Source organism: Capnocytophaga sp. H4358 (genome assembly GCF_002302515.1).
GTDB classification, from domain to species: Bacteria; Bacteroidota; Bacteroidia; order Flavobacteriales; family Flavobacteriaceae; genus Capnocytophaga; species Capnocytophaga canis.
Window position 1 is genome coordinate 202,971 of sequence record NZ_CP022380.1, and the last position, 25,718, is coordinate 228,688.

Annotated in this window: 22 protein-coding genes, 2 tRNA genes and 1 pseudogene; 12 read left to right on the top strand and 13 right to left on the bottom strand. The window is 36.1% G+C overall.

What is annotated here, in order from left to right; all coding sequences use genetic code 11:
• Nucleotides 1–354: 354 nt before the first annotated feature.
• The 8 genes and pseudogenes from CGC49_RS00875 to CGC49_RS11140 all read left to right on the top strand — a co-directional run.
• A complete protein-coding gene (locus CGC49_RS00875) occupies nucleotides 355–798 on the top strand; it encodes a Fur family transcriptional regulator (protein WP_042008119.1) in 444 nt (147 codons plus the stop codon).
• A 23-nt stretch (nucleotides 799–821) separates the two neighbouring features.
• Complete coding sequence (locus CGC49_RS00880; RefSeq protein ID WP_042347888.1) at nucleotides 822–2,096, top strand: adenylosuccinate synthase; 1,275 nt, start codon at nucleotides 822–824, stop codon at nucleotides 2,094–2,096.
• Nucleotides 2,097–2,121: 25 nt separating this feature from the next.
• A complete protein-coding gene (panB, locus tag CGC49_RS00885; protein ID WP_095893165.1) occupies nucleotides 2,122–2,940 on the top strand; it encodes a 3-methyl-2-oxobutanoate hydroxymethyltransferase in 819 nt (272 codons plus the stop codon).
• Nucleotides 2,941–3,116: 176 nt separating this feature from the next.
• Nucleotides 3,117–5,063 (top strand): glucosamine-6-phosphate deaminase, encoded by a 1,947-nt coding sequence (gene nagB / locus CGC49_RS00890; protein ID WP_042008125.1) that lies wholly within the window; start codon nucleotides 3,117–3,119, stop codon nucleotides 5,061–5,063.
• A gap of 106 nt (nucleotides 5,064–5,169) precedes the next feature.
• Nucleotides 5,170–5,967: a YoaK family protein gene (locus tag CGC49_RS00895; RefSeq protein ID WP_095911648.1), complete on the top strand. Its 798-nt coding sequence runs from the start codon at nucleotides 5,170–5,172 to the stop codon at nucleotides 5,965–5,967.
• The gene (locus CGC49_RS00900; RefSeq protein WP_095893168.1) at nucleotides 5,897–6,601 is read left to right on the top strand and encodes an RluA family pseudouridine synthase; all 705 of its coding nucleotides are present in this window, start codon (nucleotides 5,897–5,899) and stop codon (nucleotides 6,599–6,601) included. Before CGC49_RS00895 ends, CGC49_RS00900 begins: the two co-directional genes overlap by 71 nt.
• Before the next feature lie 78 nt (nucleotides 6,602–6,679).
• On the top strand, nucleotides 6,680–8,101 hold the full coding sequence (locus CGC49_RS00905) for an L-serine ammonia-lyase (protein WP_095912649.1): 1,422 nt from the start codon (nucleotides 6,680–6,682) through the stop codon (nucleotides 8,099–8,101).
• Nucleotides 8,102–8,476: 375 nt separating this feature from the next.
• Nucleotides 8,477–8,723: pseudogene (locus tag CGC49_RS11140) on the top strand (hypothetical protein); the annotation flags it as partial.
• A gap of 332 nt (nucleotides 8,724–9,055) precedes the next feature.
• Here CGC49_RS11140 and CGC49_RS00910 read toward each other — a convergent pair.
• On the bottom strand, nucleotides 9,056–11,320 hold the full coding sequence (locus CGC49_RS00910) for a M1 family metallopeptidase (protein ID WP_095912650.1): 2,265 nt from the start codon (nucleotides 11,318–11,320) through the stop codon (nucleotides 9,056–9,058).
• Nucleotides 11,321–11,354: 34 nt separating this feature from the next.
• Nucleotides 11,355–13,010 (bottom strand): ribonucleoside-diphosphate reductase subunit alpha, encoded by a 1,656-nt coding sequence (locus CGC49_RS00915; protein ID WP_042008132.1) that lies wholly within the window; start codon nucleotides 13,008–13,010, stop codon nucleotides 11,355–11,357.
• Nucleotides 13,011–13,678: 668 nt separating this feature from the next.
• Here CGC49_RS00915 and CGC49_RS00920 point away from each other — a divergent pair.
• From CGC49_RS00920 to CGC49_RS00930, 3 genes are all read left to right on the top strand, one after another.
• Nucleotides 13,679–15,070: a decarboxylase gene (locus CGC49_RS00920; protein ID WP_042008134.1), complete on the top strand. Its 1,392-nt coding sequence runs from the start codon at nucleotides 13,679–13,681 to the stop codon at nucleotides 15,068–15,070.
• A gap of 70 nt (nucleotides 15,071–15,140) precedes the next feature.
• Nucleotides 15,141–16,232: a DNA polymerase III subunit gamma/tau gene (gene dnaX / locus CGC49_RS00925; RefSeq protein ID WP_042008136.1), complete on the top strand. Its 1,092-nt coding sequence runs from the start codon at nucleotides 15,141–15,143 to the stop codon at nucleotides 16,230–16,232.
• A gap of 137 nt (nucleotides 16,233–16,369) precedes the next feature.
• Nucleotides 16,370–16,828: a hypothetical protein gene (locus CGC49_RS00930; RefSeq protein WP_042345319.1), complete on the top strand. Its 459-nt coding sequence runs from the start codon at nucleotides 16,370–16,372 to the stop codon at nucleotides 16,826–16,828.
• Between the two features lie 108 nt (nucleotides 16,829–16,936).
• Here CGC49_RS00930 and CGC49_RS00935 read toward each other — a convergent pair whose 3' ends face one another.
• Nucleotides 16,937–17,869, bottom strand: coding sequence for a peptidylprolyl isomerase (locus CGC49_RS00935; RefSeq protein ID WP_095911649.1), 933 nt, complete (start codon nucleotides 17,867–17,869; stop codon nucleotides 16,937–16,939).
• Between the two features lie 124 nt (nucleotides 17,870–17,993).
• Here CGC49_RS00935 and CGC49_RS00940 point away from each other — a divergent pair, with 124 nt between their 5' ends.
• Nucleotides 17,994–18,635 carry an O-methyltransferase gene (locus CGC49_RS00940; protein WP_042345323.1) on the top strand — a complete coding sequence of 214 codons (642 nt, stop codon included), beginning with the start codon at nucleotides 17,994–17,996 and terminating at the stop codon, nucleotides 18,633–18,635.
• Between the two features lie 57 nt (nucleotides 18,636–18,692).
• On the opposite strand, the gene CGC49_RS00945 is transcribed toward CGC49_RS00940, so the two are convergent.
• From CGC49_RS00945 to CGC49_RS00990, 10 genes are all read right to left on the bottom strand, one after another.
• A complete protein-coding gene (locus tag CGC49_RS00945; protein WP_042008147.1) occupies nucleotides 18,693–19,724 on the bottom strand; it encodes a quinone-dependent dihydroorotate dehydrogenase in 1,032 nt (343 codons plus the stop codon).
• A gap of 83 nt (nucleotides 19,725–19,807) precedes the next feature.
• Nucleotides 19,808–19,889: transfer RNA gene (locus tag CGC49_RS00950), tRNA-Tyr, on the bottom strand.
• Between the two features lie 124 nt (nucleotides 19,890–20,013).
• On the bottom strand, nucleotides 20,014–20,847 hold the full coding sequence (locus tag CGC49_RS00955) for a hypothetical protein (protein WP_095911650.1): 834 nt from the start codon (nucleotides 20,845–20,847) through the stop codon (nucleotides 20,014–20,016).
• On the bottom strand, nucleotides 20,844–21,653 hold the full coding sequence (locus CGC49_RS00960; protein ID WP_095911651.1) for a M48 family metallopeptidase: 810 nt from the start codon (nucleotides 21,651–21,653) through the stop codon (nucleotides 20,844–20,846). The genes CGC49_RS00955 and CGC49_RS00960 overlap by 4 nt, the downstream gene beginning before the upstream one ends.
• Nucleotides 21,631–22,083 carry a hypothetical protein gene (locus CGC49_RS00965; protein ID WP_042008152.1) on the bottom strand — a complete coding sequence of 151 codons (453 nt, stop codon included), beginning with the start codon at nucleotides 22,081–22,083 and terminating at the stop codon, nucleotides 21,631–21,633. The genes CGC49_RS00960 and CGC49_RS00965 overlap by 23 nt, the downstream gene beginning before the upstream one ends.
• Nucleotides 22,080–22,490 (bottom strand): DUF2752 domain-containing protein, encoded by a 411-nt coding sequence (locus tag CGC49_RS00970; protein WP_042008154.1) that lies wholly within the window; start codon nucleotides 22,488–22,490, stop codon nucleotides 22,080–22,082. The genes CGC49_RS00965 and CGC49_RS00970 overlap by 4 nt, the downstream gene beginning before the upstream one ends.
• A complete protein-coding gene (locus CGC49_RS00975; RefSeq protein ID WP_095911652.1) occupies nucleotides 22,487–22,840 on the bottom strand; it encodes a TM2 domain-containing protein in 354 nt (117 codons plus the stop codon). The genes CGC49_RS00970 and CGC49_RS00975 overlap by 4 nt, the downstream gene beginning before the upstream one ends.
• A gap of 36 nt (nucleotides 22,841–22,876) precedes the next feature.
• Nucleotides 22,877–24,571 (bottom strand): transcription termination factor Rho, encoded by a 1,695-nt coding sequence (rho, locus tag CGC49_RS00980; RefSeq protein WP_042008158.1) that lies wholly within the window; start codon nucleotides 24,569–24,571, stop codon nucleotides 22,877–22,879.
• Between the two features lie 248 nt (nucleotides 24,572–24,819).
• On the bottom strand, nucleotides 24,820–25,428 hold the full coding sequence (locus CGC49_RS00985; protein ID WP_095893175.1) for a trimeric intracellular cation channel family protein: 609 nt from the start codon (nucleotides 25,426–25,428) through the stop codon (nucleotides 24,820–24,822).
• A 95-nt stretch (nucleotides 25,429–25,523) separates the two neighbouring features.
• Nucleotides 25,524–25,596 (bottom strand) — tRNA-Gly (locus CGC49_RS00990).
• Nucleotides 25,597–25,718 lie beyond the last annotated feature (122 nt).

Consider the following 25,718-nt stretch of genomic DNA (forward strand, 5'->3'; position numbering starts at 1 on the left):
AGAAAGGCACCATCAGTAGGAGCTTAAGAGGAATAGGCTCAAAAGAGGTGTCTATAACCCTCAAAACACTCAAGAACAAGCCAATATTCGCAGAAAATATTTTCTAAAGAACAAAAAATTGACCGAAGGATGATTCTTTTTTAGATAGCACATCACGAACACCTTAACTTTAAAAACTATAAAAGTAAGTAATAACACTAGATTTTGAAGAACCTAAAAATTTATTTTATAAATTGATGGCATAAAAAATTGCACTTGGGGATTGAATCTAAGGTATAAATAATATCAAACCATAATTGTTTAATAGCAAAAAAAATTGTAACTTTGTCCCTTATAATTAACACTTGAAAAGATATGGCTAATACCACAGAGGAAAATCTGGAAATTGTTCGTAAGGTTTTCACCGCCTACTTAGAGGAAAATGGACATCGAAAAACACCTGAACGTTTCGCTATCGTGAAAGAAATTTACGAAAGTGGTGAACATTTCGATATTGAAACGCTGTATATCAGCATGAAAAACAAAAAATATCGAGTAAGTCGTGCTACGCTCTACAATACTATTGAGTTGCTTTTGGAATGTGGTTTGGTACGTAAACACCAGTTTGGACAAAACCAAGCTCACTACGAGAAATCATACTTTGACCGTCAGCACGATCATGTAATTTTAACCGATACAGGCGAAGTGTTTGAATTTTGTGATCCGAGAATCCAATCTATCAAAAAAACAATTGAAGAGGTTTTTAATATCGAAATTACGAACCATTCGCTATATTTTTACGGAAAGAAAAACAAATAACCAAATCATAAAATCGCTAAAAAATGGCAGTAAATTTACTTCTTGGGCTTCAATGGGGCGACGAAGGAAAAGGAAAAATTGTAGATGTTCTCACTCAAGAATATGATATCATAGCTCGTTTTCAAGGAGGACCTAATGCAGGACATACTCTTGAATTTAACGGCATCAAACACGTCTTGCACACCATACCGTCTGGAATTTTCCATGAAAGTGCAATAAACATCGTTGGAAATGGGGTAGTTATTGATCCTATCATCTTCAAAAAAGAAATCGAAGCACTCAAAAAATTCGATATTGATCTGAAAAAAAGATTATTAATCTCTCGTAAAGCACATCTTATTTTACCTACTCACCGATTGTTAGATGCTGCTTCTGAAACTTCAAAAGGAAAAGCAAAAATTGGTTCTACACTCAAAGGCATTGGACCTACTTATATGGACAAAACTGGAAGAAATGGACTTCGTGTGGGGGACATCGAATTGGATGACTTCAAAGAACGTTACCGCAATTTGACCGACAAACACGAAGAAATGATTTCTCACTACAATGTTGAAATTCAGTACAACTTAGCTGAGTTAGAGGCTGAGTTTTTTGAAGCTATAGAGGTTCTAAAAAGTTTACAGTTTATTGACAGTGAGGAATATATACACCAAGCTATCAGAAATAATAAAAAAATCTTGGCTGAAGGAGCTCAAGGTTCGCTGTTGGATATTGATTTTGGCACGTATCCTTTCGTAACCTCGTCAAATACTACGGCTGCTGGAGCTTGTACTGGTTTGGGGGTTGCTCCAACGCAGATTGGAGATGTGTTAGGAATTTTCAAAGCTTATACCACACGTGTAGGTAGTGGACCTTTCCCTACCGAATTGTTTGATGAAACAGGTGAAACAATGGGACGTGTGGGTAAAGAGTTTGGAGCTACCACTGGGCGAAAACGTCGTTGTGGTTGGTTGGATTTGGTTGCATTACGATACGCTGTTCAAATAAATGGAGTTACACAGCTGATGATGATGAAAGCCGATGTACTAAGTGGATTTGACACTTTGAAAGTATGTACTGCATATCTGTATAAAGGACAAGAAATCAAACACTTACCATACAATATTGAGGAACAAAATGTTACGCCTATCTACACAGAGATGAAAGGATGGGCTCAGGATTTAACGACAATCAAAGATCATAATAAATTGCCACAGGAGTTGCTAAATTATATTGATTTCTTAGAGAAGGAACTCGAAGTACCAATTACCTTAGTTTCGGTAGGTCCTGACAGAACGCAAACTATACACAGAAAATAGGCGATTATAAATCAACAATTTGAATATGTCAGTAGCAAAAAAAGAATATAAACGTGTAACAACCAAGTCACTGATTGATATGAAATCAAGAGGTGAAAAAATCTCAATGCTTACGGCGTATGACTATACGTTCAGTAAACTCATTGATGGAGCTGGAATAGATGTTATTTTGGTGGGAGATTCGGCAAGTAACGTAATGGCAGGACATGAAACGACTTTACCAATTACGTTAGACCAAATGATTTACCACGCTTCATCAGTGGTTCGTGGTGCGAACCGTGCCTTAGTAGTAGTCGATTTGCCTTTTGGTTCATATCAGTCCGACCCTAAGGAAGCTCTACGCTCTGCCATCCGCATAATGAAAGAAAGCGGTGGACACGCAGTAAAATTGGAAGGCGGTAAGGAAATTAAGGAGAGTATAAAGCGTATTTTAAATGCAGGAATCCCTGTTATGGGGCATCTGGGATTGACACCACAATCAATTTACAAATTTGGTTCATACACTGTTCGAGCAAAAGAAGATGCTGAAGCTGAAAAACTAAAACAAGATGCTCTTTTACTGCAAAAAATGGGATGCTTTGCTATTGTTTTGGAAAAAGTTCCTGCAAAATTAGCGGAAGAGGTTGCTAAATCTGTCTCAATTCCAGTAATTGGTATCGGAGCAGGAAGCCATGTGGATGGCCAAGTACTTGTACTACACGACGTACTTGGAATGACTCAAGGGTTTCATCCTCGTTTTCTACGTAGATACGCTAATTTATATGAAGATATTAATTCAGCGGTTTCTCGCTATGTCGAAGATGTGAAAAACATAAGTTTTCCAAATGAAGAAGAAAGTTATTAACTAATTATTCTTCTCACATGAGAGTATTCTAATTTCGGAAATAAGTAGATATTACGGATCATACAGTGATTGAATCAAAGAGAGTCTTGTATCCTTTAATCCATACTTAAAAAATCAAAAGATTATTATAACTTATTACCTAAATAAAGTAAAGAAACAACCAAAAAAAGAATAAAATGAGTACAACCATTCAAAAAAACACGCAATCCATCAAACACCAGCCTGCTGGATTGTTCGAGGAAACTCGCTATGAAAAAATACACAATGTTATTTTTTCGGATGCAAATTCGGCTTCTATTGCCGTAGCCAAAGAAATAGCTGAATTGATTAGAACAAAACAAGCTGAAGGAAAGAATTGCGTACTCGGTTTAGCGACTGGCTCTTCTCCTGTAAAGGTTTATCAGGAGTTAATTCGTATGCATAAAGAGGAAGGTCTTAGCTTTAAAAATGTAATTACGTTCAACTTGGATGAGTATTTCCCAATGCAAAAGGAAGATATTCAAAGTTACTGGCATTTTATGCACAAAAACTTATTCAACCATGTGGACATACTTCCTGAAAACATCAACATCCCAAGCGGAACATTAGGCAAGGAAGAAGTTCGTGACTACTGCTACGCTTATGAAGAAAAAATAAAACAAGCAGGTGGAATTGATTTCCAACTTTTAGGAATCGGACGTACTGGACATATCGGATTTAACGAACCTGGTTCAAACGTAAATTCCATCACGCGTATGGTCACTTTGAACAAAGTAACAAAAACGGATGCAGCACACGCTTTCGGTGGATATAAAAATGTACCTAGTAAAGCCATTACGATGGGAGTTGGAACAGTTTTAGCGGCTCGTCGCGTAGTGCTTTTGGCTTGGGGAGCTTCTAAGGCTTCTATCATTGCAAAAACTATTGAAGGAGAAGTTTCATCACAAATTCCCGCTACATTTTTACAAGAACACAAAAATACAACTTTTGTGATTGATGAAACGGCTGCAAGTGAATTGATTCGCAATAAAACTCCTTGGTTAGTAGGAGATTATGATTTCAATAATAAAAACGAAGAAGAAATTGCACGTGCGGTAGTTTGGTTGTGCGAACGTTTAGATAAAACCATTTTAGGACTTCGTGAGGAAGATTATCTTGAAAATGGATTAGGAGTCTTGTTAGAGGACACTTCGGCTTACGACCTAAATATCCGTATTTTTAATCGTATTCAAAGAGCCATCACAGGTTGGCCAGGCGGAAAACCTAATGCCGATGATTCGTATCGACCTGAGAGAGAACATCCTCACAAAAAAAGAGTTATTATTTTCAGCCCTCACCCCGACGATGATGTAATTTCAATGGGAGGTACTTTTGACCGATTGGTAGAACAAGGACACGAGGTACATATTGCTTACCAAACTTCGGGAAGCACGGCAGTTGCTGACACTGAAGCGTTACGTTTTGTAGAAGTAGCTCATGATATGTTACTAGGAAAAACGGATGTATCACATCTTGAAAAAGTAATGCAAATCCTTAAAAATAAAAAACAAGGAGATAAAGAGACCTTGGATGTTTGGAAACTTAAAGGAAACATCCGTCGTCATGAGTGCTATGGAGCTACGCGTTATTACAATGTTCCCGATGAAAATTTGCATTTCTTGAACTTACCTTTCTATGAAACTCAAGCGGTTGAAAAACAACCAATTGGTGAGGCAGACATCAAAATAATAGAAGACTTGATTCGTGAAGTAAAACCTCATCAAATATATGCAGCAGGTGATTTAGCCGATCCTCATGGAACACATAAAGTGTGCTTGGATGGAATTTTTGCTGCTTTGGAACGTTTGAAAAATGAAGATTATATGAAAGATTGTTGGGTGTGGCTTTACCGCGGTGCATGGCATGAGTGGGATGTTCACGAAATGGAAATGATTGTTCCTATGACACGTGACCAAGTGCTTCGCAAACGTCAGGCGATTTTCTTCCACCAATCACAAAAAGACGGAGCTATGTATATGGGAAGTGACATGCGTGAATTCTGGCAAAGAGCAGAAGAGCGAAATTCTGATACGGCTAACCGTCTTCACAAACTTGGTTTGGCAAAATATCAAGCTATGGAGGCCTTTAGACGTCACTTTTTTTAATAGTCAATGACACTATATCTTTTTACAAAAGGTAAATACATGCAGGGGCGTAGTCTATACGCCCTTGTATGATTTATTGAGGTTATTGATTTTTAAGGCTTATAAAATGTTTCGACATCAGGGAAAGAAAAGGACTCAAAAAAATAATCTGCAAATAGCGGTAGTATTATCTTTCGTTGCAGGGGTCGTAAATGTTGTTGGATTTCTATTTTTAGGGAAATTGACAACTAACGTAACGGGGCATTTTGCACTCTTTATGTACGACGTTTTTATTATGGAATTTTGGAAAGGAACCCTCTATTTATTATATATTCTTTCATTTCTAATGGGTTCATTTACATCGGGTTACTTAATAGAAACAGCAAATTTTTACAAAAAACACAATATTTTTTTAGCTCCAACCATTGTTGAGTGCTTTTTGTTATTTACAGCGATGGCTCTCAACTATTTTATCACTGATTTTTCGAATGATGTGACAGCCTTTATTCTGCTGTTTGCAATGGGTGTACAAAACTCTTTCGTTACGAAAATATCAAATTCAGTGGTACGAACTACCCACCTAACGGGACTTTTCACAGACTTGGGTATCGAACTTTCACAGTGGATTTATCTGAGTAAAAATAAACACAAAAATCAGCTAAAAAACTTAAAATCAACTATTAAACTTCGATTATTTATCATTACCTTTTTCTTTTTAGGAGGATTATCCGGAGGTTTTTTCTTCGTTAAGATGAAGATGAATCTATACGCTCTTACCATTGCTATAGCATTACTTTTGGGAGGTTTGTTCTATGACGACTTCCGATTTATGTATTTGACTAAAAAACGAAAATATGAAAGTAATTTCAAACGAAAAAAATTTAGACGTTCTCTACGAAGACAATCATTTAATCATCATCAATAAACGAGCAGGAGACATCGTTCAAGGTGATAAAACTGGCGACACTCCACTCAGTGAAATTGTGAAATCATATCTCAAAGAGAAATACCATAAACCAGGAGAGGTTTTCCTTGGTGTGGTACATCGTTTAGATAGACCTACTACAGGAATTGTTGTTTTTGCAAAAACTTCAAAGGCTCTTTCAAGGCTCAATATCCTATTTGCCAATAAGACCGCTGTTGAAAAAACATATTGGACAATGACTGATAACTGTCCGACCGAAAGCGAGGGAACCTTAGTTCATTGGCTTACGCGAAACTCGGAGAAAAATAAATCCACAGCCCATTCAAAAGAAGTTAAAGATAGTAAAAAGTCTATTTTACATTACAAAGTGTTAGAAAAACTAACCAATTACTATCTGTTGGAAATTCAATTAATTACAGGAAGACATCATCAAATTAGAGCACAATTAGCTGCTGTAGATTGCTTTATTAAGGGTGATTTAAAATACGGAGCCAGACGTTCAAATGCAGACGGTAGTATTCATTTACACGCTCGAAAATTGAGTTTTATTCATCCTGTAAAAAAGGAAAAAATCGAAATCATCGCTCCCCTACCCGATGAGCCTCTGTGGCAAAAATTGACCGTAATTCGGTAAAATATTTCCAGAAAATTTTAACTACAGAACAGCCTAAATTACTATATTTGCGGTAAATTTACTATGACAGCAAATACAATGGAAAGAATCAGCGTATTCGATATGTTAAAAATAGGGATAGGCCCCTCAAGTTCACATACCTTAGGCCCTTGGAGAGCTTCTGAGGCATTTGTTAAAGAATTGAAAGACAAAAATTTTTTACATAAAACCTTTGAAGTTCGAGTAGATTTATATGGTTCATTGTCCTTAACTGGAAAAGGGCATGCTACGGACTTAGCTGTGATGTTAGGGCTTAGTGGTGCTGACCCTGAGTATGTCCCTATTGAAAGTTTAGAAGTCATCATCAATGCCATCAATAGGAATCAGGAACTTTGCTTAGGGAATGAGTCAATTATTAAATTCATTCCTTCAGAAAATATTGTTTTTAACAAAAACTTCTTACCTTTCCATGCCAATGGAATTTCTTTTATCGCAAAAGGCAATGATTTTGAATATAATTCTACTTTTTATTCTATAGGAGGAGGTTTTATTATCAAAGAAAACGAAGAAAGCGACAATAATACAGGAAAAGTTGTCCGAAATTTTCCTTTTCCAATTGAAAAAGCTACCGAATTGCTAGAATATTGTCATAGAGAAAACAAAAAAATCTCAGAAATTGTTTTCGAAAATGAAAAATCTATACGTTCAGAAGCCGAAATTGATAGCGAACTATTGCGTATTTGGAATACAATGCTTGAATGTGCCTACATAGGTTGCCACACTGAGGGGATACTGCCTGGAGGGCTAAACGTTCGTCGTCGTGCTTATGATATTCATAAAAATTTGATTGGGGTGGTAACATATCACAATCCACAAGATTGGTTGCTTTCTATCAAAAAAACGAATGTTAAATTCCGTGAAATATTGAAATGGGTAAGCTGTTTTTCACTGGCTGTCAATGAAGTAAATGCCTCATTGGGTCGCGTGGTTACAGCTCCAACTAACGGAAGTGCGGGTGTAATTCCCGCTGTATTGCTCTATTATTTAACTATTGAAAATCATGAGGCTTCCAATGAGCAAATCAAGCAATTTTTGTTAGTAGCGGGTGAAATAGGTAGTTTATTTAAAAAGGGAGCTACTATTTCTGCTGCGATGGGTGGTTGTCAAGCTGAAATTGGCGTTTCATCAGCAATGGCGGCAGGAGCTTTATGTGAGTTGATGGGAGGTACGCCAGACCAGGTGCTTATAGCTGCTGAAATTGCCATGGAACACCATTTAGGACTTACATGTGATCCCATCGGAGGTTTGGTGCAAGTGCCTTGTATTGAAAGAAATGCTATGGGAGCTATCAAAGCAATTAACGCGGCTGAACTCGCTATCGAAACAGACCCCAAAAATGCGAAAGTCCCTATTGATAAAGTAATTAGCACTATGTGGGAAACTGCCAAGGATATGAATCATAAATATAAAGAAACTTCGGAAGGAGGGTTAGCTGTGGCTGTTAGTTTAGCCGACTGTTAGTTTGAGAATGTTCTTTGAAGATGTTGAAAAGAGTAAAAAAGGGAAAATTAGAGTATCCCTCGAAAAATATTTATTAAATCACTCCCGTCCAAAAGTTTTTGATTTTTGGACGTTTTTTATGTAACTCATCGGTTTTGGACAGTAAAAACCTTTGTAGGATAAAAATGAGAAATAAACATTTAAACAATTAATTATTAAGTGTTTGTGTTGTATATTTGTCTCATTAAAAGCTCCAAAAGCCTATCCGTTACGACCTTTGATTCTAAAACACTTCGTGAAAAATTATCCGAAATCAACAAAAAGCTAAAAGAACCTACTAAAAAACAAGAAAAATAAACCCAAAAACTTCAGAATGAGCATCTTCCGAAATTGGAAAGCTACGAGCAGCACCTTGAAACAATGGGAGATAGAAATTCGTACAGCAAAACAGACCCTGATGCAACTTTTATGCGGATGAAATCGAAGATTCGTGAACTCCATAATTTTAAAATTAAAATAAGTGAACAATCATGACCATATGCAAAATGGTCAGCTAAAAGCTGGATATAATGTTGATATTTCTACTGAAAATCAATTTATTACTTATTTAAGTATTCATCAAACAACTGCCGATACCACCACTTAAAAAAACATTTGGACGGTTTTGAACAAGCTCACAACAAACAAAGTAAAGAGGTCTTGTGTAGATACAGGATACGGCAGAGAATTATGAAATAGCTGAAAATAAGCATATTGATGCGTATGTGAAGTACAATTATTTTCATTTGGATCAGAAAAGGAAGCAAAAAGAAAATCCGTTTTTGGTTCAAAATATGTATCTGAAAAATGTTACTTCAAAGTGAAAAATAGATTTTTCTTGGTAAAATGTAATTTATGCCTTTTCTATGAAAACAAAGAAGCTACCCTCTTCGGACAGCTTCTTTTAGTATGTTGAAAATCAGTGTAATCCTTATTTTATAGTTCTTCAGTAGTATGATGGTTATTTAGAGTATTAATATCTGCTGTAAGTTCTTCAGGATCAATCATAAATGAAGTTATACGTTCATTAGATGTTATGATGTACGTGAACTCCCTATTATTCAATCGCCACACTTGTACTGGAAATTTCATCATTTCCGAAGCACCATCAGCATAATTAACCTGCAATAAAATAGGCATTGGAACACCTCCTTTTTTTTCGAACGTTACTTCGTAAAAATATGTAGGTTGCGGAGCCATTGACTGTTGCTCCAACGACCGATTATCGGCAACATAATCTCCTAAGGGAATTGATAATTCATATGGATGTTTGTCGAAATTCTCTTTTTTATAAGCAGCATCTCCTTTGGAAACAACATGTACTAAAGGCTGTAAGTCCGTAATTTTCATGTTTCGCTCTTTTAACATTGCCTTCAATTTGTCGTTTGGCGTATCCGATACTTGGTACAGTTTTACAGATTTAATACCCAAATCGACATACTCAGTAGAATAAAACCATGTTCTCCAAAACCAGTCTAATTCAACACCTGAAGCATCACTCATAGTTCTAAAAAAATCTTCGGGTATAGGGTGTTTGAATTTCCAACGATTAGCATATGTTTTAAAAGCAAAATCAAACAATTCAGGTCCCATAATTACTTCTCGCAAAAGAGCAAATCCTGCAGCTGGTTTGCCATACGCATTCTCTCCTAATCTAGTAACTTCCTCTGGATTAGACATTACTGGCTCCAAGTAAGTTGGGTCACCTGACATATATTTCACAATCTGTTTGGCAAATCCACGTTTGCTTGGATACCTTTTATAAGGAGCAATGTCCTCAGGATATTGCTCCCCGTAGGACTGTTCAGCAAAGTATTGCAAATAGGTATTCATTCCTTCATCCATCCACCCCCATTGACGCTCGTCTGAATTTACAACCATGGGAAAAAAGTTATGTCCCACCTCATGAGTGATTACACTTATCATTCCAAATTTAGTATCCATTGAGGTGGATCCTTCTGAATTTGGACGACCATAGTTCCAACAAATCATTGGATATTCCATTCCTTGATCTTCAGCACTAATAGACACTGCTTTCGGATACGGATAGTCAAACGTAAATTTTGAGTATGTTTTGAGCGTATGAGCTACCACCTTAGTTGAATACTGTTCCCATAAGGGATTTGCTTCCTTCGGATAAAGTGATAAAGCCATTACCTTCTTATTACCTATTTTTACTGCCATAGCATCGTAAATAAATTTACGAGAACTTGAAAACGCAAAATCACGCACGTTTGATGCTTTGAAACGCCATGTCTTTTTTGCAGTTTCTTTTTTGTTTTCTTTAGCCTCAGCTTCGGCTTGGGTCACAATTACGACAGGTTTCTCAAATGATCTCTCAGCCAAGGCATATCGCTCTAACATCTTAGGGGAGAATACCTCTTTCCGGTTTTGCAATTCACCTGTGGCTTCGACAATATGATCTGCAGGAACTGTAATGGAAACATCATAATTTCCAAAATTCAAGGCGAATTCGGCATTGCCCCAAAACTGTTCATTTTGCCAACCTTCGACATCGTTATAGACCGCCATACGTGGAAAAAACTGGGCGATTACATATAAGCAATTATCATCTTTTGGAAAATATTCATAACCAGCTCTTCCTCCATTTTTTTGATAATTATTGATCTGATACCACCATTTCACTGAAAAAGAAACTTTAGTTCCCGATGCCAAAGGTTGTTTTAAATCCACTCGCATCATCGTTTCATTGATGGTGTACGCCAACTCTTTACCAGTAGCATCCTTGACCCATTCAATATGGTAACCTCCCTCAAAAGGTACTGCCATAAAAGTTTCAGCAAATCGTTGAGGTTCATAAGCCACGTCCATAAATTTGCTATTTCGTTTTTTGGTTGGAGCTTCTGGCAAACGCTTGTTTTGATCCAACTGTAACCACAAATAATCTAATGTCTCGGGAGAATTGTTATGATAAGTAATAGTCTGTTCACCATACAATTTTTGTGTTTGATCATCTATTTCTATTTTCATCACGTAATCAGCCTGTTGTTGATAATAGGCCACTCCTGGAGCCCCAGAAGCCGTTCTATACTGATTTGGAGTAGCAAACTCCTGATACATTCTCCTAAAAGGATTTATCATCCCTCGATCTATTTTTTTTGAGGATATATCTTCCACAGATTTCTCTTGTGAAAACACCATTATGGAACAGAAAATCAGAAAAAAAGTAAGTTTATTCATTGTTAGTATTCCATTTATATTTTCATTATTCGTATTATGCCTCACAACTACTGCAATTCACAAAATTCATCATCATCTCCTTAGCAACCGATTGACTTCGTTGGTAGTACAATGTTTTCACACCCAGTTTCCATGCCTCAATCAGCACCTTATTCACATCTTTGATTGGCATAATAGCAGGAATGTTCAAGTTCAAACTTTGTGTTTGGTCAATATAAGCCTGACGCTGAGCTGCTTGGGTAATGATTTCCATTGGAGATATTTCCTTGAAAGTTTTAAATACATTTTTCTCATGCTGGGTTAGTTCTTGCAAATGCTGAACCGAACCGTGATTTAAGCGAATACTTCTCCAAATATCTTCATTATTCAATCCCTTTTCATCAAGCAAGGCAGTTAGGTATTTATTTTTACGCATAAAATTTCCTTTTGCCAATCCTACTTTGTAGTAATTACTTGAATAAGGCTCAATCCCCGGCGAAACTTGTCCTAAAATGGCAGAACTTGATGTAGTAGGAGCGATTGCCATAGTGGTAGTATTTCTACGCCCATAGCCTTTCAAAAGCTCAGGCTCACCATAGATATGTGCCAATTCTCTGGTAGCTTTATCCGCCTCTTCCTTAATATGTTTGAAAGCACGAGCATTAAATTGTGTTGCTTCAAAACTTTCAAACGGAATCATATTTTTCTGTAAATAAGAATGATACCCTAATACACCTAATCCCAGCGCTCGGTGGCGGATGGCAAAATTTCTCGCTGCCTGTAAGTAGTAATTTCCTTCTGTTTTTTCAATGAATTCCGACAAAACAGCATCTAAGAAGAAAATAGCTAATTTCACAGCTTTAGTATCTTTCCATTCGTCAAATAATTCCAAATTCATTGATGACAAACAGCAAATGAACGATTCATCAAAGCTGGATGGCAACATAATTTCACTACATAAATTACTTGATCGGATGAGCATATTATGATCTTTGTAGACCTGAGGACGATTTCTGTTCACATTGTCCGTAAAGAAAATGTATGGGAGTCCTTTCTGTTGACGTGATTCCAATACTCTTGCCCATAATTTGCGTTTCTCAAGGTCGCCATCAATCATTTCTTGCATCCAATAATCTGGAACACAAATACCAAAAAACAGATTCTGAATCGGAAAATTAACATCTTTAATTTGCAAAAACTCCTCTGCATCAGGGTGGTCAATATCTAAATAAGCAGCGAAAGCTCCACGGCGAACGCCTCCTTGCGAAACCACATCCATAGCCGAATCAAAAAGCTTCATGAAACTCACTGCGCCGCTTGATTTTCCATTGTCGGTAACAGCAGAACCACGATGACGCAACTCCCCGAAATAGCCCGATGTTCCACCTCCGATTTTAGTCTGCATGATTACCTCACCTAATTTGTGCGTAATCCCCTCAATACTATCAGGTACATGTACATTGAAACACGAAATTGGCAAACCACGTTCCGTTCCCATATTTGCCCAAATGGGTGATGAAAAACTAATCCATCCTTTGGTAATCATCTCTTTAAAGGCAGGTTGTAATTCAGGTTTGTAAAGCCTACGAGCCGCTGCATGAGTGATGCGATCAATTGCTCCTTCAACGGTTTCTCCTTTTAACAAATACCCTCTGTTTAAAATCTGTTCGGATTCTTCATTGAGCCACCAAATGTTTTGTTCTTCGTTCATAATGATTGTTTAGTTTTTTCCTTAATTTTACTTAGGGAATGATTATTTATTATTAAGTTAAATAGTTAATTTTCAAGTAGATAAAATAAAAGAAAAATATATACGGAGTCATGGTATATCTATTTCTCGAATGCAAAATAAAGGCATAATTTTTAAATATAATAATGAAAAACGAATATGTTTTCAACAGGATTTTAACAACGAAAAGCAACTGTTGCCATATCAATAGGTTAAGATTTTTTGTCCCTTATTTAAAGTTAAAATATTTTTGTGTTCTATTTTTATGAACAATTTGTTGATATTAATTTCAAAAAAATATATGTTTATTCCAATAAAATATATAATTTTGCAACGTGTGTGCATGTTATATGCGTTTTTATAGGTAAGTAATTGATAATTAAGAAAGCACCTTTTACAAATAATGAATATTCTTCGCATTGAAAGAAAAAATATTTTAGATTCTATTTTCAAAGGAAAAGATATTTTGATATTTTTCCGATTGAGGTTTGTTGAGAAATCACAAGAACAACCTCGAAGAAAAAGATTATTGCCTTTGCGTATTTAATTTTCTATACTGATTTTATTCCTTTTTTTGATTTTAACACGCCGAAAAAAATAGTTATTTAATCAAAAAATTTTTTTTAACCTAATATAAAAAATCAATATAAATGAAAAATAAATACATCGACTTAATAGACCAAACTTACTATTTTCCACAAGAAGAATTCAGATTAGAAGGAGACGAACTTCGTTTTCACGATATTGACTTAATGGAGCTGGTTCGTACATACGGAGCTCCGTTAAAATTTATGTATTTGCCTCGAATTTCAGAAAATATCCAACGAGCCAAATCGTGGTTTCAAAAAGCGATAAAAAAACATAAATATAAAGGAAATTACAACTATTGCTATTGCACAAAAAGTTCTCATTTCAAGCATGTTATGGTCGAAGCTTTGAAGAACGATATCCACATGGAAACTTCTTCGGCTTTTGATATAGACATCATCAACAACTTGATTCAGGAAGGACGAATCACAAAAGAAAACCATATCATTTGCAATGGGTTCAAACGCAATGGATACATTGATGGCATCGCTGACTTAGTAAATCGTGGATTTGACAGGTGTATGCCAATCATAGACAACTACGAGGAAATCAATCTTTTCGATAAGAAAATCAACGGAAAATACAATATAGGCATTCGTATTGCCTCAGAGGAAGATCCTCGTTCTGAGTTCTACACCAGTCGTTTGGGAATCGGCTACAAAAACATTGTTCCTTTTTACAACCGTGAGATAAAAGATAATGAAAAAGTTACATTAAAAATGTTACATTTTTTCATTAATACAGGGATCAAGGATAATGCTTACTATTGGAACGAGCTTCTGAAATGTTTGAAAGTGTATATTCAATTGAAGAAAGTAGCTCCTGAGTTAGACAGCCTGAACATTGGAGGCGGTTTCCCTATCAAAAGTTCATTAGCTTTTGAGTACGACTACGCATATATGGTCGATGAAATCATTCGTCAGATAAAAATTGCTTGTGACCAGGAAAAAGTGCCTGTACCAAACATTTTTACCGAATTTGGAAGTTTCACAGTGGGAGAAGCTGGAGGGGCAATTTATGAAATCATGTACCAAAAGCAACAAAACGACCGTGAAAAATGGAATATGATAAATTCTTCATTTATCACAACCTTGCCTGATTCATGGGCTATTAACAAACGTTTTGTGCTACTGCCTATCAATCGATGGAATGACGAATACGAACGCGTTCTGTTGGGAGGATTGACCTGCGATGGTGATGACTACTACAATAGTGAACAAAACATGAACGCTATTTATTTACCTAAGTATAACAAAAACAAACCGTTATACATTGGTTTTTTCAATACAGGAGCTTATCAAGACACTATTGGAGGTGTAGGTGGGTTGCAACACTGTCTGATTCCACAACCTAAAATCATACTTATTGACAAAGACGAAGAAGGAAAAATCTCTTCCCGCCTGTTTATGGAACAACAAAAAGCGGAAGATATGCTAAAAATATTAGGATATTAGGCAAAAACACCTACACTTTAAGGCTTTGATAAGGGAACGGAGGTGCAAAGCCAAATGAAAAATATTACGCATGAACAATTTTATAGTATCAGCCAGAAAATATCGTCCGCAAACGTTTCGCGATGTGGTGGGGCAACAAGCCATTACCGATACGTTGACCAATGCTATTGAAAATAATCATTTAGCACAGGCACTTCTATTCACAGGGCCTCGTGGAGTGGGAAAGACAACTTGTGCCAGAATTTTAGCAAAGAAAATTAACGAACAATATTCCGGTACTCAAGATGATAACGATTTTGCGTTCAATATTTTTGAGTTGGACGCAGCTTCAAACAACAGCGTGGACGACATCCGTAAACTGATAGAGCAAGTGCGTATCCCGCCACAAGTGGGAAAATATAAAGTGTATATCATCGACGAGGTGCATATGCTTTCGACTGCTGCTTTTAACGCGTTTTTAAAAACTTTAGAAGAGCCTCCAAAACACGCTATTTTCATCTTAGCAACCACGGAAAAACACAAAATCATTCCCACAATTCTTTCTCGATGCCAAATATTTGATTTCAAAAGAATTACAGTAAACGACGCTCGTGAATATTTAAAATATATAGCTGGAGAACAAGGGATTGAGGCTGAAGATGAGGCTCTTCAAATAATCGCTCAAAAGGCGGATGGAGCCATGCGTGATGCTCTTTCTATTTTTGACCGAGTAGTAAGTTTCTCGGGAGATAGAATAACGCGTCAGGCAACTTCTGAGATTTTGAACGTTTTGGACTATGAAACATACTTTAACGTAACAGATCTTATTTTAAAGAACAAACTGCCTGATTTATTGGTAACTTTCAACAATATCATAGCACAAGGCTTTGACGGACATCATTTCATCTCAGGACTTGCGAGTCATTTCAGAGATTTAATGGTATGTAAAAACATGTCTACGATTTCACTAATGGAAATGGGAGAAGAAACCAAACGAAAATACGCACAACAGACACAACAGGCAAGTGTTCCTTTTCTGATGGAAGCCATTACTATCGCCAACGATTGTGATTTAAAATATAGAACTAGTAAAAATCAGCGACTTTTGGTTGAGATTGCTCTAATGCAATTGGCTTCATTGACCTTTGAAGGAGATAAAAAAAAAATGATGGACGCTTCATAATCCCAGCTCATATTTTCAATGGAAACACTCCCGAAGAGGATAATAGTGTAGTATCCAAGCAGATAACTAATAAATCAACAACACTTCCTGTACAGGAACAGATTCCTTCCATCAGTGCCGAAGCAAGGAAGGAGGTAGTGTCGAACTACTCCATCAAAAGTGTTGTAGTCAAGCAAGAGGTATTGCGAAATTTCAAGGAAGAAGAAATCGACGAAGCCTCTTTACCTCGTGAAAAATTCACTGAAAAAGAGTTTTTTGATAGCTTTAATGCATACGTTGAAACCTTAAAAGCCCAAGGAGAACGCATTCAAGCATCCACTTTAGAAATGGGAGAACCGACTCTGCATGGAACTGTTCTTGATTTACAAGTTCCAAACAAAACGATTCGTGATGAGGTTCATCGTGAAGAAGCTAAGTTATTGGGTTTTCTACGCAAATCACTTAGTAATTATGACATCTCATTAAACATCATTGAAAATGAGGAAATTATACATAAAATACGCGTAACCCCAGACGAAAAATTTGCCCGTTTGGTGGAATTAAACCCTCTATTACAGGATTTCAAAAGGACATTGGATTTGAAGTTAGTTTTTTAAATAAGAGTATTTTATTCCGTGTTTAATATTAATAAACATATACAAAATGAAGTTAGCCCAAATAATGCTTATCTAAATTGGACTAACTTCATTTCTAATAGTTTATTATCAGTACACTTTTACCAATTCCACATCAAAAATCAACGGAGCATTTGGTGGAATTACTCCTCCTGCACCACGACTTCCATATGCCAAATCAGATGGAATTACCAAACGAGCTTTATCTCCTTCTTGAAGCAATAGAATTCCTTCGTCCCATCCTTCAATCACCTGTCCTACTCCAACAGTAAACTTCAATGGTTGTTTTCTACGGTATGATGAATCAAAAACAGTTTTATCGAGCAACATCCCCGTGTAATGTACGGCTACTTCTTCGCCTGCTTCAGCCTGTTTTCCTGTTCCTTTCTCAATAATCTTATAGAACAATCCACTTTTAGTCTTTTCGAATCCTGCGGTTTCAGTAGCTAATTCTTTTTCTGCTTTTTCACGAGCTTTTGCTATGCGTTCTTCTTTTTCGGCATTGAACGTTTCAAAAACCTGCACGGCGTCCCATTGTTGAGCCTCCTCTCCTACTCGAATGATTTCAATTGCATTGATAATATCTCCTTTAGATATAGCATCTACAACACCCTGACCTTCAACAACTTCACCAAAAACAGTATGTTTTCCATCCAACCAAGGTGTTGGTACGTGTGTAATAAAAAACTGGCTTCCATTAGTGCCAGGCCCTGCATTTGCCATGGATAGGATTCCTGGTTTGTCATGTTTCAAATCTGAGCGAAATTCATCATCAAATTGATATCCAGGATTTCCTGTTCCTGTACCCAAAGGACAACCTCCTTGAATCATAAAATCGGCTATCACTCTGTGAAATTTTAACCCATCGTAATAAGGGGTACCTAAGGGTTTACTATTGTTTTTTTGTTTTCCCTCTGCCAATGCTACAAAATTCCCAACGGTTCCAGGAGTTTTGTCATGCGTCAATTTTACCAAAATATCACCTTTGGTAGTTTTAAATTTTGCGTAAATTCCGTTTTGCATTTCTTATTTTTTTAGTATGTTTGCAAAAATAAATAAGATTTGAACAATCGCCAACTGAATGTTATTTTTTTACAATCTTTACTTCTTATATTACTGATATACAACAATATATAAAAATCATTAAATGCACTTTTTACCTAAAGAAATTGAAGAATATGCTTCTGAACATACAGAAAATGAACCTCTTTTATTACAGGAGCTGACTCGTCGTACCCATTTGCAAGTTTTACAACCCCGTATGATTAGCGGTCATTTTCAAGGGCGTGTATTGAGTTTATTATCAAAACTTATTAGTCCATCAGCAATTTTAGAAATAGGTACCTACACTGGATATGCTACATTATGCTTGGCTGAAGGACTGCAAAAAAATGGCGTTTTACACACCATTGATATTAAGGAAGAATTACAAGAACTACAACGAGAATTCTTTGACCGAAGTGGTAAAGGCAAACAAATCATTCAGCATTTAGGAAAAGCAAAAGACATTATTCCTACATTGGAAACCAAGTTTGATTTGGTTTTTATTGATGCCGACAAACAAAATTATGCTATATATTTCGATTTGATTATCAACAAGATGAACTCGGGGGGGATTATTCTATCGGACAATGTACTTTGGAGCGGAAAAGTGGTACAAAATGTGAAATCAAACGACAAACAAACTCTTGCTCTGCTTGAGTACAACAAAAAAATCAAAGAAGACCCACGTGTAGAAACCGTTTTATTTCCAATTCGTGACGGTTTGACCGTTTCAAGAGTCATATAAAAAGAGACTCCATATTCTGAAAAGTCTCTTGTCTGATTCTACTTCGATATTTAAAACTCAACTACGCTGCCCTGCGGTAGCTATTAGTTTTTTATTAATTTCTTTGATAAGATTAGGCCCCTCATAAATAAAGCCCGTATAAAGTTGCACGAGTGACGCCCCCGCGTTCAATTTTTCAATGGCATCATCTGCTGAATGAATGCCCCCAACTCCAATGATAGGAAAGGCTCTACCACTTTTTTCACTTAAAAAACGAATGACCTCAGTAGAGCGTTTGGTAAGCGGTTTCCCACTAAGTCCTCCTACTTCATTTTTATTGGCTGATTGCAATCCTTCACGTGAAATAGTTGTATTGGTAGCGATTACTCCTGCTATTTTTGTTTCTTTAACAATATCGATAATGTCGAGCAATTGCTCATCGGTTAAGTCAGGTGCAATTTTTAGAAGTATTGGTTTTTGCTTTTCCTTAGCAAGATTTAATTGTTGCAATGTATTGAGTAACAATTTTAATGGTTCTTTTTCCTGTAATGTCCTCAAATTAGGCGTATTAGGAGAACTTACATTCACCACAAAATAATCCACATATGGGAAAAGACGTTCAAAACAATAGCTATAGTCGTTTACTGCGTTTTCATTTGGAGTAATTTTATTTTTACCTATATTGCCTCCAATGAGTACGTTTTTGTTCGTTTTCAAGCGTTGTATCGCTTCTTCTACCCCTTGATTGTTGAATCCCATTCGATTTATAATGGCTTTATCTTCTTTCAAACGAAACAGACGTTTTTTAGGGTTACCAGGTTGCCCTTTCGGAGTAATTGTTCCGATTTCAACAAATCCAAAACCTAAGTTTGACAATTCTTTGTAGAGTTTTGCTTCCTTATCCAACCCCGCCGCGAGTCCTACCGGATTTTTAAATTTAATTCCAAAAACCTCACGCTCCAAAGCGGGATGCTCTACTTGATAGATGGAACGAAGCAGGGAAGGAATTCCAGGGATTTTATGGATGATTTTTAACAGTGAAAACGTTAAGTGATGGGCTTTTTCAGGATCTAATGAAAAGAGTATTGGCTGGATAAATTGCTTATACATAGCTATTTATTTTATAAAATGATTAAAAAACGAAATGATCGTATACGAAAAAAGAGACCTTCAAAACTGAAAATCTCTTTTAGTGGGAAGAGCAGGATTCGAACCTGCGAAGACATAGTCAGCAGATTTACAGTCTGCCCTCGTTGGCCGCTTGAGTATCTTCCCCCAAATGCGGTTGCAAAGATACGTATATTTTTGAAATAAAAAAGTTTTTCTTACAAATATTTTACAAAAAAAGTAATTCAAATACAAGTGACTGTATATCAACATAAAAACACGATAATATATATCAAAAAACAATTCCCAAACCTACACTGAAGCCTGAGGTTTGCACACTTGCCAAATTCATTCGTTGATATTTTGCTCCGATATGTAAGTTTCGATAATAGAATCGAGGCCCAACAGAAAATGAAAATACATCGTTTCGTTTGAAATAAACATACTTTAAATCAGCATGAAGGGAAAAAGGCCTAAAGAATATTTCATTTCCTAACTCAAAAGCTAATCCCCATTGTTTCAATTCGTTACCTACATATCCTGCCCCAATTCCCCAATGAGTAGAAACCCGTTGAGTTCTAATTCGGTAGTATTCACCCGTAAGCACAAAAATATCTAATTTTTCGTCCTCAGCTTGTAGCAATTTTTCCCAAAAGTGTAAATATTGTAAATTGATGCCAAAACGCTCTCCAATACGAACCTTTGCATTAAAATCATTGGTAAAGAAGCGTCCTTTTTCTGAAAAATAGTAATTTGAGCCCTCTAATCGCCATAACACAAAGTCTTCCCAAGGAGCTTCGTACTGGTAGTCACCTTTTGAATTTCCGTAAAAAGGATACCGATTTAATGTAGCTCGACTCATACGTCCTTCGGATTCAGCTTCAGTTTCAAAAGCAATATTATATGCCAATGCCAAAGTGAGGTCATATAGGAAAGACTCAAAAAATATATCCCAAAAACTTACAGAAGAATCTCCAAATGAAGTGCTGTAACCACTACTTTGTGAGGAGCTTCCCAACTGCGTTTGCTGTAGAGTTCCTAAATTATTTTTAGCTTGTTTTATCTTACTTTGTGCTGATAATGAAAGTGATAACAAACAAAAAATTACGCTGAAAATCTTTCTCATAAGTCAGTATTAATTTGTTCTTTAATCTTCTCCCAAGTAGATGTATGGACAAGCTTTCTGAAAGTAAAATCCTTATTATCAACAACTTTCATAATATATTTACTACGCTCTTCCGACATAGGATGCGAGTTAATCCATTTCAGTGCTTTGAATTCGATATCATTAAGATTGCTTGTTAGATCGGCAAAAGGTACTGGATCTATTTGAGCATTTATGAGATATTCCACTCCCAAAAGATCGGCTTCTTTTTCCATTTTTCGACTGAAAGAGGAAGAAACAAGCATTTTGCTAATTTCAGAAATTAGTGTATAGTCGCTTTGTCCTGTAAGTACAGTGAATAAGACTCCTAACCCAATTTCCTTTTTTAGCGATTGCATCACGTGACCTTTCTGAATGTGAGCCAATTCATGAGCAATGACCCCCGCTAAGGCTTCAGGATTTTCAGTTTTTTGGATCAACCCTGTATATATAACCATTTGATTATCAGGTAAAGCAAAAGCATTTACCTCAGAATTGCTGAATATGTATACGTTCAAAGAATCTTTTACAATACCGTTAGCTGTACATATTTTTGCTACAATACTATCAATAGTTTTTGAAACAAAGACATTCTCCAATTCCGAATTGTACCGTTTAAAATCAGCTAAGGTAACTTCGCCCAATTTCTCCTCAATTTTATGTAGGTACTTTGAATTGTTGGGTAGGAAATTAAACACCCCAATCCAGTTGATTTGAGCCAATAGTAACCAAGAGATGAAAAAAACACCAAAAACAGCTAAACCTCTAAAAATCAGTCTTCCTATCATTATTTTTAACTATTAGATTCGTAATATCTCCATAGAACCACCACGAAATGTGTATGCCTTTTCTAACTTTTGTTGCTGTATAAAATGTGACTACAAACTCCCAAATATTAAAAATAATAGCTGCTAAAACATAAGAAATATACAGATTAGAAACTTCATTACTTCCAAAAATAATGGAAATTGTCCACCAAAATCCAACTGTATTGACGAAAAAAACACTGAGTTGCGAAATTAAAGACTGGATACAGTGCCAACGAACAAAAAAGGTATTATTTCGGTTAGCAATATAAAAAAAGAAAGTTGAAATTAAATTTACAATCGGCAAAGGTAACCCCACAAGCAACACTACAATTGACATCAGGTAGCTATATGAAGCTCGTTCTTTTTCACTTTCCGTAAGTCTTTTATTAAAATTAGATATCTCAATCATAGTCCTTTATAAATATTCCAAATCCAGTTCAATGCCAAAAATATAAAAAGCGGAATGTAAAGATACGGATTTTTTAATAGATTTTCTGCTGTAATATATTTTTGGTACAGTGTCTGTTTTTTTGTCAAAAAGTCATAGACCAGCCATATGGGAAGAATCATCAAGGCCAGTGAAACAACAATCCCCAAAGGGTTCCACCGAAAAATCGCTTCCAAAAAATCACCTCTAAAAACGGACAGAACCGAACGAGTTGAACCACAGGAAGGACAAGGAACATCGGTGATTTGTTTTGACAAACAAACAGACACCCCAACGCTATGTTGTTCAAGAAACAAGTTAACTACTAACCAAATCCATCCAACAATAGAAAGAAGCGTTACAAAAACATACAGGTTTCTTGAGGTCAAAATCGCAATAAATTTTGTAACATTTCAAAGTTTTTATCACGAGTGGCATCCATGATCAAAAACCAATCGACAATTGTCCAAATTCCTAAACCTCCACAAGTAAGCAATTTAGCAATTCCCAAACCAATATCGCCAATGAAGAAACGGTCGATACCCAAACCTCCTCCAATAAGAGAAACGATTAAGGCTGTTTGCGAGTCCTTAAACTGTAAACTCTGTAGCATAACCCACTGATTTTCATTCATTTCAGACAACTGTTTTCGGATGTAAGGAATAGCCTCACTCTTGAAGTACTTTCCATTTGATACGATAAACATATCAACTTTGTTTGCGTCTACTTTTATTTCCATTTTAAATTAATTATGAAATATTTTATTATTTTTTTTTTACTGATTCATTGTTAATAAAAACTCCTCATTATCGCGAGTTTGTTTAATTCTATTTTCCATAAATTCCATAGCTTCCAAAGGATTCATATCGGCTAAGTATTTACGTAGAATCCACATACGTTGCAATGTTTTTTCGTCAAGTAATAAATCATCACGACGGGTTGAAGACGAAATCAGGTCGATGGCAGGGAAAATACGACGATTAGCAATACGGCGATCCAACTGCAATTCCATATTTCCTGTTCCTTTGAATTCTTCGAAAATAACCTCATCCATCTTTGATCCAGTTTCGGTTAGAGCGGTTGCAATAATTGACAGAGAACCTCCATTTTCAATATTGCGAGCTGCTCCAAAAAAACGCTTGGGTTTGTGCAAAGCATTAGCATCCACACCTCCTGTAAGCACCTTACCTGAGGCTGGTTGCACGGTATTGTATGCTCGTGCCAAACGAGTGATTGAATCTAAAAGAATAACCACATCATGTCCACATTCAACCAATCGCTTGGCTTTTTCTAAAACAATATTGGCTATTCTCACATGCTCCGAAGCCTCTTTATCAAAGGTTGAGGCGATGATTTCACCACGAACACTTCGTTGCATATCCGTAACCTCCTCCGGACGTTCATCAATGAGCAATACCATCAAGTACACCTCTGGATGATTTTTTGAAATAGCATTAGCTATATCCTTAAGTAACATCGTTTTACCTGTTTTAGGTTGAGCTACAATCATTGCTCTTTGCCCTTTTCCAATAGGAGAAAATAGATCAATAATACGCGTTGAAGGCGTACTTCCTTTATCTGCCAATTTAAATTTTTCATTGGGAAAAAGTGGAGTCAAATGCTCGAAAAGTACTCGATCACGTACAATTTGCGGATCAAGACCATTGATTTTCAAAACCTTAAGCAAAGGAAAATATTTTTCACCTTCCTTCGGGGGACGCACTTCACCCAGTACGGTATCTCCTGTTTGTAATCCAAACAATCTGATTTGTGATTGGGAGACATAAATATCATCGGGAGATGCTAAGTAGTTGTAGTCCGAAGAACGCAGAAATCCATAGCCGTCCTGCATAATATCCAAAACTCCTTCGCACTCTACGATGCTATCAAATTCAAAATCAGGTGAACGGTATCGATTTCGTTTCTCTTTATCAAAATTTTCAGAGTTGTTATTTTGTCCATTTCCATTGCGATAGGTATTCTGATTTTGCCCTGTCTTCTGCTGATTTTGAGATGTTTGTTGAGATTGATTTGTAGTATTTTGGTTATTCTTTTTCTGAAATCCTACTTTCTGGAATTGTTTATTCTCCTTATTATTAGTGGTAACATTTTCCTTAGCATCGGATTTTGGAAGTTGTTCTTTATTAGTTTTTCCGTTGTTTTGAGTATTTTCTTCTTGTATCTTTTCCTCCTTTTGAGGAACTGTTGGAGTGGTAGTCGAGGCTGAATTTGATTTCTTTTTATTTGTTACAGTCTTTCTTTGAGTTTTCTTTTGTGTCTGCTTTTTGGTTTTCACCTCATTCTTTTCGCTTTCCTGTTGTTCTTGAGAAGGGTTAGCTGCCTGATGATCAAGAATTTGGTAAATCAAATCCTCTTTGTTGAAACTGCGAAACTTAGGCACTTTCATTGCTTGAGCTATTCCCTGCAATTCAGGTAGCTTCATAGATTTTAAATCTGTAATGTCTAACATTTGAATCTTAAATTATTTAAAGAAATATGGGTTTTAATAGCTATCAAAACATTGTAGCTACTTTGGTTGTTCAGAAAAATATTATAGTATGCGTTTTGAGAAAATCTTTTTAGATAGTGTTCCTTGAAGACGAGGCAAATGTAATATTTTTTTTTGAATTGACAATTTTTAGCGTATATTTTTTCTTTGAAAAGATATAAAAGTATTTATGTACTCAGCGTTATATTCAAGTTTTTCGGATATGTGAGCTAACCTATTTTAGGCAATTCCAATGATTTTTTGATGGCATAAGTTCGAAAAGCTATAATAAAAACAATGGTTATCAAAGAAATATAATCGTGAAAAAAAGGTAGCTCTTTCAACCCCAAATACATTAAACTACCTACAACACAAGGAGTTGCATAAATTTCTTTATGAAAAATTACAGGAATATCATTACAGAGTATATCTCGAATAACTCCACCAAAACAAGCACTCATCACTCCGATAGACACAACAATGGTCGGATGCAATTCATAGGAAAAGGAAAGTGCTATCTCTGTTCCAATAATGGTAAAAAAAGCGATACCAATAGTATCAAATAATAATAAGGATTTTCGCAAATAATGAATTTTATTTCGGAAGATAATAGCAAACAAGGTTCCTCCGAAAATCATTGCTACGTAAATAGGGGCTTGCATCCAAAAAACCGGTGTTCGACCTAATAGTACGTCTCGTAGGGTTCCCCCTCCAAGTCCAGTAACGAACGCGATGATGAAAATCCCGAACAAATCCATTTTCTTTTCGCGAGCAGCCAAAGCTCCTGAAATAGCAAATACAAAAACTCCTGCCAAATCAACAGCGTAAAATAAATCCATAGCATCAGTATTTTTACAGTTGTAAAATAGTCAAATTAGAGAAGTAAGGTTACATATATTTTATATACATAAAAAGCCGTCTTTCGACGGCTTTGAGCGGGAGACGAGGTTCGAACTCGCGACATTCAGCTTGGAAGGCTGACGCTCTACCAACTGAGCTACTCCCGCCTATCCTTTTGTTTTACGGTTGCAAAGATACGACTTTTTTTATTCTCTCCAAATTTTTAATCACTTTTTTTTGAGTTTTTTTTGAAAATATTTATAAAACACTGTTTAACAACATATTAAAA

Bases quoted from the DNA above. Each gene is read 5' to 3' on its own strand.
- CGC49_RS00920 (WP_042008134.1), top strand. From the start codon at position 13,679: ATGAAAAATAAATACATCGACTTAATAGACCAAACTTACTATTTTCCA.
- CGC49_RS00940 (WP_042345323.1), top strand. From the start codon at position 17,994: ATGCACTTTTTACCTAAAGAAATTGAAGAATATGCTTCTGAACATACA.
- CGC49_RS00965 (WP_042008152.1), bottom strand. From the start codon at position 22,083: ATGATTGAGATATCTAATTTTAATAAAAGACTTACGGAAAGTGAAAAA.
- nagB (WP_042008125.1), top strand. From the start codon at position 3,117: ATGAGTACAACCATTCAAAAAAACACGCAATCCATCAAACACCAGCCT.
- CGC49_RS00875 (WP_042008119.1), top strand. From the start codon at position 355: ATGGCTAATACCACAGAGGAAAATCTGGAAATTGTTCGTAAGGTTTTC.
- CGC49_RS00915 (WP_042008132.1), bottom strand. From the start codon at position 13,010: ATGAACGAAGAACAAAACATTTGGTGGCTCAATGAAGAATCCGAACAG.
- CGC49_RS00945 (WP_042008147.1), bottom strand. From the start codon at position 19,724: ATGTATAAGCAATTTATCCAGCCAATACTCTTTTCATTAGATCCTGAA.
- CGC49_RS00975 (WP_095911652.1), bottom strand. From the start codon at position 22,840: ATGGAAATAAAAGTAGACGCAAACAAAGTTGATATGTTTATCGTATCA.
- CGC49_RS00880 (WP_042347888.1), top strand. From the start codon at position 822: ATGGCAGTAAATTTACTTCTTGGGCTTCAATGGGGCGACGAAGGAAAA.
- CGC49_RS00900 (WP_095893168.1), top strand. From the start codon at position 5,897: ATGAAAGTAATTTCAAACGAAAAAAATTTAGACGTTCTCTACGAAGAC.
- CGC49_RS00955 (WP_095911650.1), bottom strand. From the start codon at position 20,847: ATGAGAAAGATTTTCAGCGTAATTTTTTGTTTGTTATCACTTTCATTA.
- CGC49_RS00985 (WP_095893175.1), bottom strand. From the start codon at position 25,428: ATGGATTTATTTTACGCTGTTGATTTGGCAGGAGTTTTTGTATTTGCT.
- CGC49_RS00895 (WP_095911648.1), top strand. From the start codon at position 5,170: ATGTTTCGACATCAGGGAAAGAAAAGGACTCAAAAAAATAATCTGCAA.
- CGC49_RS00910 (WP_095912650.1), bottom strand. From the start codon at position 11,320: ATGAATAAACTTACTTTTTTTCTGATTTTCTGTTCCATAATGGTGTTT.
- rho (WP_042008158.1), bottom strand. From the start codon at position 24,571: ATGTTAGACATTACAGATTTAAAATCTATGAAGCTACCTGAATTGCAG.
- dnaX (WP_042008136.1), top strand. From the start codon at position 15,141: ATGAACAATTTTATAGTATCAGCCAGAAAATATCGTCCGCAAACGTTT.
- CGC49_RS00935 (WP_095911649.1), bottom strand. From the start codon at position 17,869: ATGCAAAACGGAATTTACGCAAAATTTAAAACTACCAAAGGTGATATT.
- CGC49_RS00905 (WP_095912649.1), top strand. From the start codon at position 6,680: ATGGAAAGAATCAGCGTATTCGATATGTTAAAAATAGGGATAGGCCCC.
- panB (WP_095893165.1), top strand. From the start codon at position 2,122: ATGTCAGTAGCAAAAAAAGAATATAAACGTGTAACAACCAAGTCACTG.
- CGC49_RS00960 (WP_095911651.1), bottom strand. From the start codon at position 21,653: ATGATAGGAAGACTGATTTTTAGAGGTTTAGCTGTTTTTGGTGTTTTT.